Annotated in this window: 12 protein-coding genes; 11 read left to right on the top strand and 1 reads right to left on the bottom strand. The window is 44.6% G+C overall.

The window, feature by feature from the left end:
* Window positions 1-91 precede the first annotated feature (91 nt).
* Complete coding sequence (locus GSF13_RS19530) at window positions 92-1,135, bottom strand: PepSY-associated TM helix domain-containing protein (protein WP_248298705.1); 1,044 nt, start codon at window positions 1,133-1,135, stop codon at window positions 92-94.
* 281 nt (window positions 1,136-1,416) lie between these two features.
* On the opposite strand from GSF13_RS19530, the gene leuS reads away from it, so the two are divergent.
* From leuS to GSF13_RS19585, 11 genes are all read left to right on the top strand, one after another.
* Window positions 1,417-4,005 carry a leucine--tRNA ligase gene (gene leuS / locus GSF13_RS19535; protein WP_206472266.1) on the top strand — a complete coding sequence of 863 codons (2,589 nt, stop codon included), beginning with the start codon at window positions 1,417-1,419 and terminating at the stop codon, window positions 4,003-4,005.
* Window positions 3,989-4,501: an LPS assembly lipoprotein LptE gene (lptE, locus tag GSF13_RS19540; RefSeq protein ID WP_010606155.1), complete on the top strand. Its 513-nt coding sequence runs from the start codon at window positions 3,989-3,991 to the stop codon at window positions 4,499-4,501. Before leuS ends, lptE begins: the two co-directional genes overlap by 17 nt.
* Window positions 4,501-5,544 (top strand): DNA polymerase III subunit delta, encoded by a 1,044-nt coding sequence (holA, locus tag GSF13_RS19545; protein WP_130163569.1) that lies wholly within the window; start codon window positions 4,501-4,503, stop codon window positions 5,542-5,544. Before lptE ends, holA begins: the two co-directional genes overlap by 1 nt.
* A complete protein-coding gene (gene nadD / locus GSF13_RS19550; protein WP_211866775.1) occupies window positions 5,541-6,176 on the top strand; it encodes a nicotinate-nucleotide adenylyltransferase in 636 nt (211 codons plus the stop codon). Before holA ends, nadD begins: the two co-directional genes overlap by 4 nt.
* 52 nt (window positions 6,177-6,228) lie before the next feature.
* Entirely contained in the window at window positions 6,229-6,546 is a 318-nt protein-coding gene (gene rsfS / locus GSF13_RS19555; RefSeq protein ID WP_088532235.1) for a ribosome silencing factor, read from the top strand.
* Between the two features lies 1 nt (window position 6,547).
* A complete protein-coding gene (rlmH, locus tag GSF13_RS19560; RefSeq protein ID WP_010372039.1) occupies window positions 6,548-7,018 on the top strand; it encodes a 23S rRNA (pseudouridine(1915)-N(3))-methyltransferase RlmH in 471 nt (156 codons plus the stop codon).
* A 2-nt stretch (window positions 7,019-7,020) separates the two neighbouring features.
* Entirely contained in the window at window positions 7,021-8,889 is a 1,869-nt protein-coding gene (gene mrdA, locus GSF13_RS19565; protein WP_206472260.1) for a penicillin-binding protein 2, read from the top strand.
* The gene (gene rodA / locus GSF13_RS19570) at window positions 8,886-9,992 is read left to right on the top strand and encodes a rod shape-determining protein RodA (RefSeq protein WP_010606151.1); all 1,107 of its coding nucleotides are present in this window, start codon (window positions 8,886-8,888) and stop codon (window positions 9,990-9,992) included. The genes mrdA and rodA overlap by 4 nt, the downstream gene beginning before the upstream one ends.
* Complete coding sequence (locus tag GSF13_RS19575; RefSeq protein ID WP_010606150.1) at window positions 9,992-10,765, top strand: septal ring lytic transglycosylase RlpA family protein; 774 nt, start codon at window positions 9,992-9,994, stop codon at window positions 10,763-10,765. Before rodA ends, GSF13_RS19575 begins: the two co-directional genes overlap by 1 nt.
* 41 nt (window positions 10,766-10,806) lie before the next feature.
* Window positions 10,807-11,970, top strand: a complete 1,164-nt coding sequence (locus GSF13_RS19580; RefSeq protein ID WP_102057334.1) for a serine hydrolase — start codon at window positions 10,807-10,809, stop codon at window positions 11,968-11,970.
* Window positions 11,971-12,388: 418 nt separating this feature from the next.
* Complete coding sequence (locus GSF13_RS19585) at window positions 12,389-12,970, top strand: hypothetical protein (RefSeq protein WP_211866777.1); 582 nt, start codon at window positions 12,389-12,391, stop codon at window positions 12,968-12,970.
* The last annotated feature ends 117 nt before the right edge of the window (window positions 12,971-13,087 follow it).

The raw sequence follows: 13,087 nt of genomic DNA on the forward strand, positions 1-13,087 counted from the left end.
TGGTTTGCATTACCTTTTAGTGCAAGACCACCTTACTTTACATCGATTTTTGCAATTATATACACATAACAGTAACTTAGAGTGAAGTTAATTACCGCTTCCTACGATGACGTTGCAGCCAAAAATACAGGCCGGATACCGTGAAAAAAGTCGGAACTAAGGCAAGCATTAACCAAACAAATTGCACGATGGGACCGGCAAAATCACCAATATGAAACTTGTACTTAAAGTTCCATATTTGCGTAGCGACTCCGGCTTTTGATGCATCATATTGCGCTACCACCTCACTATTATAAGGATTTACCCAAACCCAGCTGTAGGCATGACTTTCACCAGGGTTTTGAACTCTATAAGCGACGCTGTCGGACGCTTTGTCAGGCATGTAAATACGGAACAACTGACCGTCTGGGAAGATAGATTTTACGCGCTTTGTAGCGCTATTTAAATCGTAGGGTAAGCCGTGAAAATTAACCGCAATAGTGGGTGGTTTTGGCCTTACTTCGACCTCATCAAAGCTTAACCACTCAACCACAGCCTTAGTTTGCGGCTGCCAGTTAAACGCCATACCACTGAAGGCAATGAGCAGTATAGGTAAAAGCAAATATACCCCCAATACGGTGTGTAACTGATAAAGTAGGATCCTTAGCTTAGCTTTTGGTTTTATCACTAACCGTTTCAAGCAATTTTTAGGCTTTACCCAAAGATAAAAGCCCAACACTAACTCAATAATGAGTACAAGTGCACAAATAGATACCCAGTCTCTAAGCGGCTTTTTGTTGTCAGCATCTTCAAACAACAACCAACGGTGTAGCGCCATCGTAAAGCCATATATCGTAGAATAATACTCGTAGCGATGAAGGATCTCGCCACTGTAGGGGTTAACGCTAACATAATCACCGCTAGACAACTTCAGTTGCCACGCCAAATCCGGTTGCTGCTCAGGCATAAACAGTGAAACTTTTTCAGCGGTTGTAGATTCAATAAAGGTTACTATTTGCTCTACCCCAAGAGGCTCAGACTGTGGCTCAACTCGCCACAACTGAGGCTGAGTAAGATATTGAATATCTTTGGCATATATAAGCAGTGCCCCAGTTAAGCTTAAGCAAATAATAAATGCACCAGCCACTAGCGCCATTACTAGGTGAGCACGGCGTAACCACAATTTTATCAAGGGAATTCTCAAACTTCTTTCGATATTTAGCAATAGTAAGTGATAATAACTCTTACTTGCAACAGCACAAAATTTCCCCTTTTACCGCTGCAGATCTTCGCGTAGTTTATCTCCACTTCGACACCACCTTTAGTCCGCGGCAATCGACTAAAATAATTCCACTTTAGGTGCTGTGATTGCTGGCCAATTTCGGGTATGCTATCGAGCAATTTTCTATTAATTTTGCCAGATGTTTGGAAACCTAGATGCAAGAGCAATATAACCCGCAAGATATCGAAGCCAAAGTACAGTCGTACTGGGAAGAAAACAATACCTTCAAAGTTGTCGAAGACGAAAGTAAAGAGAAGTACTACTGTCTCTCAATGTTCCCATACCCAAGTGGTCGCCTCCACATGGGTCACGTACGTAACTACACCATTGGTGATGTGGTTTCTCGTTTCCAACGCCTACAAGGCAAAAACGTTATGCAACCTATGGGTTGGGATGCGTTTGGTCTTCCAGCTGAAAACGCGGCAATTAAAAATAATACCGCACCGGCGAAATGGACCTACGAAAATATCGACTACATGCGCAACCAGCTTAAGTTACTTGGTTTTGGTTACGACTGGGATCGTGAAATCGCAACGTGTCACCCTGAATATTATAAGTGGGAACAGTGGTTCTTCACTAAGCTTTACGAAAAAGGCTTAGTATACAAAAAGATGTCAACGGTAAACTGGGATCCTGTTGACCAAACGGTACTGGCAAATGAGCAGGTAATTGACGGCCGTGGTTGGCGCTCAGGTGCCATTGTCGAGCAAAAAGAAATTCCACAATGGTTCATTAAGATCACCGATTATGCACAAGAGTTACTGGATGACTTAGACAAGCTTGACCACTGGCCTGAGCAAGTTAAAACCATGCAGCGTAACTGGATTGGTCGCTCAGAAGGCGTTGAAATCGACTTTAAACGTGCCGACAACGACGAAAGCTTCACCGTATACACTACCCGCCCTGATACCTTTATGGGCGTGACTTATGTGGCAGTTGCGGCAGGTCATCCGATCGCTCAAGAAGCGGCGAAAAACAGCGAAGCAATCTCTCGCTTTGTTGAAGAGTGCAAGAACACCAAAGTTGCCGAAGCGGATATGGCAACGATGGAGAAAAAAGGCATCGCGACAGGCTTTACTGCTATCCACCCACTCACAGGACAAGAGGTGCCAATTTGGGTAGCTAACTTTGTACTGATGGATTACGGCTCAGGTGCCGTGATGGCAGTACCAGGTCACGACCAACGTGACTATGAGTTTGCAACCGCTTATGGCCTTGAGATCAAACAAGTTATTCAGCCTCTAGCCGGCGCAGAAGTAGAAGCCAATCTGGCTGAAGCAGCGTTTACCGAAAAAGGCACGCTTATCAACTCTGGCGAGTTCGATGGCCTAGACTTTGAAGGCGCCTTTAACGCCATCGCGACTAAATTAGAATCACTTGGCGTAGGTAAGCGCAAAGTAAACTTCCGTCTTCGCGATTGGGGTGTGAGCCGCCAGCGTTACTGGGGTTCGCCAATCCCAATGTTAAACAAAGAAGATGGTTCTGAGCTTGCGGCACCTGAAGACATGCTCCCTGTTCGTCTACCTGAAGACGTAGTCATGAATGGGGTAACTTCACCGATTAAAGCAGATCCTGAATGGGCAAAAGCAACAATAAACGGTGAAGCGGTATTCCACGAAACCGATACATTCGACACCTTTATGGAATCATCTTGGTACTATGCACGTTACTGTAGCCCACGCTACGATGAAGGTATGCTTGAACCAGGTGCTGCAAACTACTGGCTACCAGTAAACCAATATATTGGTGGTATTGAGCATGCTATCTTGCACTTGTTGTACTCACGCTTCTTCCACAAGTTGCTACGTGATTTCGGTTTAGTGAATTCTGATGAGCCATTTGAGCGTCTACTATGTCAAGGCATGGTACTTGCGGACACTTACTACCGCAAAGACGAGAAAGGCGGCGATATTTGGATCGCACCAACTGACGTATTAACTGAGACTGACGACAAAGGCCGCATCACTAAAGCGTGGCATAAAGAAGACGGCGAGCCGGTATTCTCTGCAGGCATGAGCAAAATGTCTAAGTCGAAGAACAATGGTATTGACCCGCAAACGGTTATCAAGCAATACGGCGCTGACACCGTTCGCTTATTCATGATGTTTACGGCTCCACCAGAACAAACGCTTGAATGGTCTGACTCAGGCGTTGAAGGTGCGCACCGTTTCCTTCGTCGTATTTGGAAATACGCGGTTGACGTAAAGCAAGCAGGTACTGCCGAGCTTGATTTAAGCAAACTAAATGCAGCGCAAAAGACGCTACGTCGCGACATCCACAAAGCCATTGCAAAGGTGACAGACGATATCGAACGTCGTCAAACGTTCAACACGGCAATTGCGGCGGTGATGGAGCTTTCAAATAAGCTTATCAAAGCGCCACTGAGCGATGAGCAGGACATTGCACTAGCCAACGAAGCACTAGAAGCCATGGTGATCATGCTTGCACCTATCACACCGCACATGTGTCACGAGCTATGGGCTGAGCTTGGCAAAGCTGGCGATATCCTTGATGCGGCATGGCCTGTTATCGACCAAAGCGCACTAGTTGAAGATGAAAAGCTTATCGTTGTACAAGTCAACGGCAAGCTGCGCTCTAAAATCACCGTGGCGGCAGATGCAACGCAAGAACAAGTTGAAGCGATTGCATTTAGCGAAGAAAACGTCACTAAGTTTACTGACGGCAAGACCATCCGTAAGGTGATCTATGTTCCTGGTAAGCTACTTAATGTGGTTGCAAACTAAGATGCGTAGCCTATTTTGGCACACCAGCAAGCTAGCAGTTTTGCTAGCTTGCTTCTTCGTGGCGAGCTGCGGTTTTCACCTCAAGCAAGCCTCTTACCTTCCTGACGATCTAAAAGAAATCACCTTAAGCGGTGACGACAAGCGTTCAGCCTTGTTTGAACAGCTACAGTCCGATCTTCAGCGCGCTCAGGTATCCCTTACACCAAAAAATACCAAACAAGCTGCTGAGTTGTACTTGTACAATGACTCACTTGAACGTCAAACACTCAGTTTGTTCAAAAATGGTCAGGTTGCTCAGTATGAACTGGCGTATCGCGTGTCGTACCGATTGAGTCGTCCGGGCCAAGAACCCGTTAAACAAATGTTCGAGCTGTATCGTAACTATCAGGACGACCCAGACAACGCGCTAGCAAAGGCAAAAGAGCTTGAGCTGATCCTAACCGAGATGCGCCGTCTTGCAAGCCAACGTATTATTCGAGAGTTGTCGCAACTGTAATGCGTTGTTATGCCAATCAACTCTCCAATTACCTAAGTAAAGGGCTTGCCCCTTTTTATCTGGTCTTTGGTGAAGAACCCTTTCAGCAAGGCGAATGTGTACTTGCCATACGAACCGCAGCCAAGCAACAAGGCTTTGACGAAGTCATTAAATTTGCTCTACTTCCGGGATTTGACTGGCAAGAGCTCAGTGCACAGTACAACAGTATGTCTTTGTTCAGTGCACGTACGCTCATCGAGTTCGACTTTAACGAGCAAAAAGTTCCTACCCAAGGTGTTGCGGTTTTAAAGTCTTTGGCCGAACAGGTCAATCCAGATGTCGTTGTTATTTTTAAAGGGCTGGGCGCGGGTCAAGACATTCAACGAACCGCTTGGTTCAAAGCATTAGAGCCTAAAGGCCTGTTCGTCCCTTGCTATGCGTTAACGGGCCGTCATCTTGAGCGCTGGTTTGATGATGAATGTAAGCGGCTGAAGCTGTCTGTGTCACCACAAGGCAAGCGCGCCCTCCTCGTCGCCACAGAAGGCAACTTGCTTGCAACGCATCAGGAGCTCGAAAAGCTCTCCTTACTATTTGGTAAAAACCCGGTTGATGAACAGCAATTGCTGAGCGGCTTATTAAATCAATCTAAGTTCGATATTTTTGATTTAAATACCGGATTGCTAAGTGGCAACCCTAAACAAATCATCAAAGTATTGAATAAGCTCGCCAGCGATAATGTAGAGCCCGCGAGTATTCTCTGGACCTTGCAAAACCAAGCACGCACCCTACTGGGTGTTAAAACCTTGTGGCAAACCGGCACTACGCTTGCGGATGCCTATAAAAAGCATAATGTCTGGAAAAATCAGCAAACCATTACGCAACAAGCGTTAGACAGATTAACGCTAGAGCAGATGAAACAGTTGCTCTGTATGATGGCAGACTTTGATACCGCATATAAAGAAGCAAGGCTCACTGCGCCATATCAAGCTCTAGCACACATCGCGCTGGCCTTTGCCACCCCCATCGCAATGCCGTTACCAATTAGCCAGAGTGAGCATGTATGATTGCTTTGTTTGGTGGTACTTTCGATCCTCCGCATTTAGGCCATTTAAATATGGCGATGCGCTGCGTCGACGAGCTAAGTCTGGCTGAGTTAAAGTTTTTACCTTGTGCCATACCGGTTCATAAACAAAAGCCCAGCATCAGTGACGAGCATCGCCTAGCGATGCTTGCAAATTTGCTAGCAGGGCAACAAAAGCTGGTTATTGATAGACGTGAGCTTGACCGACAAGGACCTTCTTACAGCCTGCTAACACTGCAAGAGCTGCGTAACGAATATCAGGATCAGCCAGTTTTATTTTTAATGGGTATGGACTCATTTAATAGCCTGCACACTTGGTATCAATGGCAAGAAATCACAAAGCTGTGTCATCTGGTGGTGTATCAACGCCCAAAAGAACATTGCTCACCAGATGCTAAAGTCTCGGCTTATTTAGCCAAAGCACGCACAGATAACTTAAATAAGCTCCAAACCACCAAGGCTGGACATTGCTATTTCCTTCACGGTGAGCAAAAAGACATTGCATCGAGTACAATAAGAGCTGCAATTGCACAGCGAGATAAAGAATATTTGGAACATTGGCTGCCCGCTTCTGTCATAGATTATATAAATAGCCATGGCTTGTATGCTGATTAACCCCATAAAGCATGTTAAAATTGCCGATTATTTGAAATACAGAGACAAAAACTTGGATTCACAACAGTTATTAGATTTCGCGCTAGACAAAGTAGATGATATGAAAGCGCGTGATATTGTAAAGCTCGACGTTCGCGAAACTTCTTCAATCACCGATTACTTAGTGATCTGTACAGGCACCTCAAAACGCCATGTACAATCAATTGCAGATCATGTCGCAAAAGAAGCACGTCATGCTGGAGAAACACCGATTGGCCAAGAAGGTCAAGACATCGGAGAGTGGGTATTGGTTGATTTGGGTGACGTTGTTGTACACGTGATGCAAGACCAAACCCGCGACTTTTATGACTTAGAAAAGCTGTGGGGCTGATGTGAAGATCCAACTCATTGCAGTAGGTACCAAAATGCCGAAGTGGGTTGAAACTGGCTTCACTGAATATCAAAGACGCTTTCCCAAAGATATGCCACTGGAGTTAATTGAAATTAGCGCTGGCAAACGGGGGAAAAACGCAGATATTAAACGCATTTTGCAACAAGAAGGTGAAAAAACCTTAGCCGCTATTCCAAAAGGCAATCGGATCGTAACCTTAGAAGTGACTGGCAAGCCATGGGATACACACCAACTTGCGAGCAATATGGAAAAGTGGCAGCTGGACGGTCGCGATGTTAGCTTACTGATTGGCGGCCCTGAAGGGCTTGCACCAGAATGTATTGCTGCGGCTGAACAAAAATGGTCATTATCAAACTTAACCCTACCCCACCCTTTGGTGCGTATAGTGGTTGCCGAGAGCTTGTATCGTGGCTGGAGTTTAAATAACAATCACCCTTACCACAGAGAATAATAATGATAAAAAAACGGCCGACGATTAGGGATCATTCTGCCGAGGCTAACCTCTTTGCGAGACGGGCCTTTGTCGGCTTTGTTTTTGTCGTTATTATTGTTGGGATCTTGTTTCACAATGTCTACAAACTTCAGGTGACTGAGCACGAGACCTATCGTACCCGCTCCAACGATAACCGTATAAAAGTCATACCGGTCGCCCCTAATCGTGGTCTGATTTACGACCGCAATGGTGTCTTGCTCGCCGAAAACCGCCCTGTTTACAACCTTGAAGTGATCCCAGAAGATGTTGAAGATCTCGAAGCTTCATTAGCTGCGGTACGTCAACTCATCAAGATTTCTGAGCAAGAAGTAGAAGATTTCAAAAAGGAAATCAAGCATAACCGCCGCTTCAAAAGTCAAGTACTAAAGGGCCGCTTGAATGAAGAAGAAGTCGCAATTTTGTCGGTTAACCAACACCGTTTGCCAGGCTTTAGCGTTGAAGCTCGATTGTCCCGTTATTATCCTTATGGCGATACCCTCACACACGCTCTAGGCTATGTCGCAAAGCTCAATAAAGAGGAACTCTTTGACTTAGAGCTAGAAGGCAAGGACACGAACTATCGTGCCACCCATGATATCGGTAAGCTCGGCGTTGAGAAGTTTTATGAAGAACAGCTGCACGGCATTGTGGGCTCTCGCCGCGTCGAGGTGAATAATCGCGGCCGTATCATTCGCACATTAAGCATGGAAACGCCACAACCAGGTAAAGACTTGGTGCTAACGCTTGATATCGGCTTGCAACAAATCGTCCAGCATGTGCTAAAAGACACCCGAGGCGCGATCATCGTTATGGATCCACGCGACGGAGGAATTTTAGCGCTCTATTCTAACCCAAGTTACGACCCGAATCTGTTCGTTCACGGGATCAGCGGCAAAGATTACCGAGCCTTGCTCAACCCAGACAGACCGCTTATCAACCGTGCAACTCAAGGCCGTTATGCACCTGCTTCCACGGTGAAACCCCATCTCGCTGTGCTTGCGCTGGAAGAAGGTGTTGTCACCGAAACAACCAAAATTTGGGATCCTGGCTTTTTTCAAATTCCCAATGTAAAACATAAATGGCGTGACTGGCGTCCTTGGGGTCATGAGCATGTTGATGTGTATAAGGCTATTGAGCAGTCTTGTGATACCTATTTTTACGAAACCGCATATAAACTCGGCATAACTAAAATTAGCGACTTTATGAACCAGTTTGGCTTTGGTGAGCTTTCGGGTATTGATATTCATGAAGAAACCTCCGCCATTTTGCCATCCGTTGAATGGAAAAGAGAACGTTTTAAAGAGTCGTGGTATCCAGGAGATACGATTTCTGTTGGGATAGGACAAGGCTACTGGACTGCTACTCCAATGCAAATAGCGAACTCGCTGAGCATTTTGGTCAATAAAGGCATACACCGCCAGCCGCACTTAGTACAAATATCTAAGCAAGACACTGAAGTAGAACAATTATTTACGGAAGAAAAACCACCCGTTGTGTTGAAAAATCCTTATCACTGGGATATCGCATTAAAAGCCATGCACAACACAGTAAAAATAGGTACCGCGAAAAGCGCATTTAAGGGCGTGACCTATGACCACGCAGGTAAAACAGGCACCGCACAAGTTGTCAGCATTGCTCAGGGCGAAAGGTACGATGCCAAAAAGCTAAAAGAAAAACACAGAGACAATGGTATCTACGTAGGTTTTGCACCTTTTGATGACCCTCAAATTGTTATCACTGTGGTTGTCGAAAACCAAGGTGGTGGTAGTGCTATCGCAGCGCCAATGGCAAGACAAGTGATGGATTATTACTTTTCAGCCTACCCGCTTGAGAAGGAGCAACAGCAATGAGCCCGCTGAATAAGCCGCGTTCGCTATTTGAAAAAGTCCATATCGACCTACCATTATTTGCAGCCTTGCTCACTATGATGATTGGTAGCCTTGCGATTGTTTATAGTGCTAGTGGACAAGATATGGGCATGATGATGCGCCACGGCACACGCATGTTTGGTGCATTAGTTGCCATGCTATTTATGGCGCAGTTTTCCCCTAATACACTTAAGCGTGTGGCAATTCCCGTTTACCTTTTAGGGCTTGGTATGCTCGTCGCCGTGCTGTTTTTTGGAGTCAGTAGTAAAGGGGCTCAGCGCTGGCTCGACTTAGGTGTTACCCGCTTTCAACCTTCTGAAATAATGAAGCTAGCAGTGCCTATGACGGTCGCTTGGTTTATTGGCCGCTCTCACTTACCTCCTAGTATTTTGAATTTAACAATCGGCTTTGTGATTGTGTTAGTGCCAACTATCCTGATCAAAGAGCAACCTGACTTGGGTACTTCTATCTTAATCGCCAGCTCTGGTATTTTTGCACTTTTTTTAGCTGGGTTAAGTTGGCGTTTAATCGGCTCTGGTTTATTACTTGCGGTCCCCGGTGGCTATGCGTTTTGGCATTACGGAATGCATGCCTATCAAAAGCAACGTGTTCTGACCTTTTTAGATCCAGAAAGCGACCCGCTGGGCTCTGGTTACCATATTATCCAATCGAAAATTGCGATAGGCTCCGGTGGCGTGGAGGGCAAAGGTTGGCTACATGGAACACAATCTCAATTAGAGTTTTTACCCGAACGCCATACCGACTTTATCTTCTCGGTGTTGAGCGAAGAATTTGGCTTGTTGGGTGTCACCATTTTACTCAGCTTGTATCTTTTTATAATTGGTCGCGGATTGTATATCGCGGTGCAAGCACAAGACGCTTTCAGTAAACTGCTTGCAGGAGCACTGACGTTGACCTTCTTCGTCTATGTCTTTGTAAATATCGGAATGGTTTCTGGTCTCTTGCCAGTAGTCGGTGTACCTCTGCCCCTAATTAGCTATGGTGGCACATCGATGGTGACCTTAATGGCCGGTTTTGGCATTATTATGGCAATCGCAACAGATAAGAGGATGTTGTTAAAATAATGACAGTTCGTATTACCCTAATTTCAAAACTGGTTTTAGTATTTGCCCTGTTAAGCGTGCTCAGCGCTTGTGGAAGCCGCTATCATATTCGCCATGATAAAGCGCCACTGCGCGAACCTACCGAACTGGAAATGCAAGATGCCATTGTCACCAATGAGAAAAAGAGCGTGAGTGCCAATCGCCCCTACACTGTTCTTGGTAAACGTTACACACCAATCTCAGACGAACATGGGTATCAACAACAAGGCATTGCCTCGTGGTATGGCCGTAAATTCCATGGCTACCACACCTCCAATGGTGAAATTTTTAATATGTTCGATATGACAGCGGCACATAAAACGCTGCCACTCCCTAGCTTTGCTAAAGTAACAAACTTAGACAACGGACGCTCTGCTATCGTTAGAATTAACGACCGAGGTCCATTCCACGACGATAGATTAATCGACCTGTCTTACGCTGCCGCCTACAAGCTAGGCTATCACCTTCAGGGTACAGCGCGCGTTAAGGTCGAAGCCATTACTCTATCGCGCGAGTCTCCAAGGCTAACCTATGTACAAGTTGCTGCTGGCAGTAAACTTGAGAACATACAGTTATTAGCAGGTCAGTTAAAACAAGAATTGGGGTTAGGTACACCCATCACGTTTGAAAACAACCTGTACAAGCTTAGAGTCGGCCCAATTACCGACGACAATCAAGCACAATCTTTACTAAAAACCTTACAACAAGGTCAATTTAGTCGTGCTTTCTTGCTTTACAGTGAGCAGGAACTTTAGAATAACCGCAATGAATGCCGATAAACAAAAAAGCGAGCATAATGACTTCTATCAAACCAAAAATCGTTAAAAAAGTCCTTGGACTGGTGTGCACTTTCTCTATTATGAGTGCCAGTGCACAAATTATTCCTTCACCGCCGCAAATCAATGCGAAAGGCTATTTCCTTGTAGATTTCACAACAGGAAAGGTGATTGCAGAGGGTGAAGCCGATACTAAGCTAGCGCCTGCAAGTTTAACCAAAATGATGACCAGTTATGTTATTGGTACTGAAATCGCGGCAGGTAACATTAGTCCATCTGATCAGGTCACCATTAGTGAAAAAGCATGGGCTAAGAATTTTCCCGGTTCGTCGGTGATGTTTATCGAAGTCGGTAAGCAGGTCAGTGTCGATGACTTAAACCACGGGATCATTATTCAATCTGGCAATGATGCTTGTGTTGCAATGGCCGAGCACATTGCTGGTAGCGAAAGTGCGTTTGCCGATCTGATGAATGCACATGCTGAAAAGCTAGGCATGACGAATAGTCACTTTATCAATAGCCATGGCCTAGACACCGATGAGCATTACACCACTCCAAGAGACATGGCGACTCTAGGTGCCGCACTTATTCGTGATGTACCTGACGAATACGCTTTATACAAGAAAAAGTCTTTTTCATACAATGGTATAAAGCAATATAACCGTAACTCACTACTTTGGGATGCAAGCCTTGAAGTGGACGGCATTAAAACCGGCCACACCTCAGATGCCGGCTACAGCCTTGTTACTTCAGCGGTTAAAGATGATATGCGTCTTGTTGCAGTCGTCATGGGTACTGAGAGTGAGCGAGCACGTAAAGTTGAAAGCAAAAAGTTGCTTAACTACGGCTTCCGTTTCTTTGAAACCATTACTCCTTACCAAGCCGGTGACGCTTTTGCCGATCAGCGCGTATGGATGGGTAACAAAGAAACCGTATCGCTTGGCATTATGGAAGACACGCCAATCACTATTCCACGTGGTCAAAGCAAGAACTTAAAGGCTAACTTTGAGTTAGATAAAACACTCGAAGCGCCGCTAGCAAAAGGTACTAAAGTTGGTACTTTGTTCTTACAGCTTGAAGGTGAAGACGTAGCACAATACCCGCTGGTTACGCTTGAAGAGATCCAAGAAGGTGGATTCTTTAGCAAGATCTACGACTACCTACGTTTACAGATCTCGCAGTAATTCCTTATCTGATAGGCCAGCCGAGACAAACTGGTTGGCTTATCTTTCCTATAAAGCTTATTTATTTCCCTTCACTTTCCTGACATTCATACTTTCTAATCTAGCCCCCTTTTCAACATACCACACGGCTGAAAACTCACTTTAAGTTTACAATTTAAAAACAATTTGTAATAATCAATTTCGGGTACAAACTCGAATTATAAATAAAAGGATATTTAAGTGATGATGGCGACAATCGCGGTAATAATGATGAAGTGTAGAAACTCCTTGTGACTGTGGAAATAATGACAGCGGTCCCAGTAGCTCTTCGGAGATTTTTGTTCAGCAGAGTATCCTGACTTGTACCGGTGATGACTGTTATGAATGAGAAGAAGTAGAGAGATGTTAATCTAAGAGGTGATACACAAAAGGCTTTCCTATGAACTACATAGATCATATATACCTAAAACCAGGCTTACCAGTAGCCAAGTTGACTATTGCAGTATTACTGCTTTTCTCTGCTATTTTATACAAGTCAAGCCTACTTTTATATATTGGTTTTTATATGGCGCTAATTGTACCTACTTGGGATTTATTATCCGTAGTGGCAAAAGAACAAGGAGCTTGTGCAAAAGTTACGCTCATAGCTTACTGTAAACAGCACTGGATACAGTTGCTACTTATGCTAGCGTTTGCTTGTATAAGTATTGCCGGGCTGCACCTTGAATACCTACTACTTACACTTTTTAATATTGCATTCGCTATGTTATTAGCAGCCCATGTTATAAGAATTGTGTATAAAATAAGAAAAATGTCCGCTATTGACGCGATAAAGGAGAGGTTAAAAACCAAGTCGAGGTTTATTCTTTCTGTTAACCTGGTACTCATTGTTGTGATGTGCACCACACCTTTTCTATCTATACCCGTAGAAGCGTTGGCTGCTAATTATATGGTTATTTTTAGCTGCTACATGCAGTACTTAAACCATATCATTAGTGAGGATATTTTTGAAACTGATTAAACTAGTTTAGAGTTCTCGCACTAGCCTATTTAGATAAACAGCGCAAATATCGAATGTAATCATCTTTTCTTTATAAGGTTTTTACCTCTGACAAGCATTAAATTAATTTATATAAAA

The sequence above is a fragment of the Pseudoalteromonas sp. M8 genome, assembly GCF_018141365.1.
GTDB lineage: Bacteria > Pseudomonadota > Gammaproteobacteria > Enterobacterales > Alteromonadaceae > Pseudoalteromonas.

Excerpts from the sequence above, each read along its gene's own strand:
- GSF13_RS19530 (WP_248298705.1), bottom strand. The coding sequence starts at position 1,135 with ATGGCGCTAGTGGCTGGTGCATTTATTATTTGCTTAAGCTTAACTGGG.
- nadD (WP_211866775.1), top strand. The coding sequence starts at position 5,541 with ATGATTGCTTTGTTTGGTGGTACTTTCGATCCTCCGCATTTAGGCCAT.
- GSF13_RS19575 (WP_010606150.1), top strand. The coding sequence starts at position 9,992 with ATGACAGTTCGTATTACCCTAATTTCAAAACTGGTTTTAGTATTTGCC.
- lptE (WP_010606155.1), top strand. The coding sequence starts at position 3,989 with ATGTGGTTGCAAACTAAGATGCGTAGCCTATTTTGGCACACCAGCAAG.
- GSF13_RS19585 (WP_211866777.1), top strand. The coding sequence starts at position 12,389 with ATGAACTACATAGATCATATATACCTAAAACCAGGCTTACCAGTAGCC.
- leuS (WP_206472266.1), top strand. The coding sequence starts at position 1,417 with ATGCAAGAGCAATATAACCCGCAAGATATCGAAGCCAAAGTACAGTCG.
- mrdA (WP_206472260.1), top strand. The coding sequence starts at position 7,021 with ATGATAAAAAAACGGCCGACGATTAGGGATCATTCTGCCGAGGCTAAC.
- rodA (WP_010606151.1), top strand. The coding sequence starts at position 8,886 with ATGAGCCCGCTGAATAAGCCGCGTTCGCTATTTGAAAAAGTCCATATC.
- holA (WP_130163569.1), top strand. The coding sequence starts at position 4,501 with ATGCGTTGTTATGCCAATCAACTCTCCAATTACCTAAGTAAAGGGCTT.
- GSF13_RS19580 (WP_102057334.1), top strand. The coding sequence starts at position 10,807 with ATGACTTCTATCAAACCAAAAATCGTTAAAAAAGTCCTTGGACTGGTG.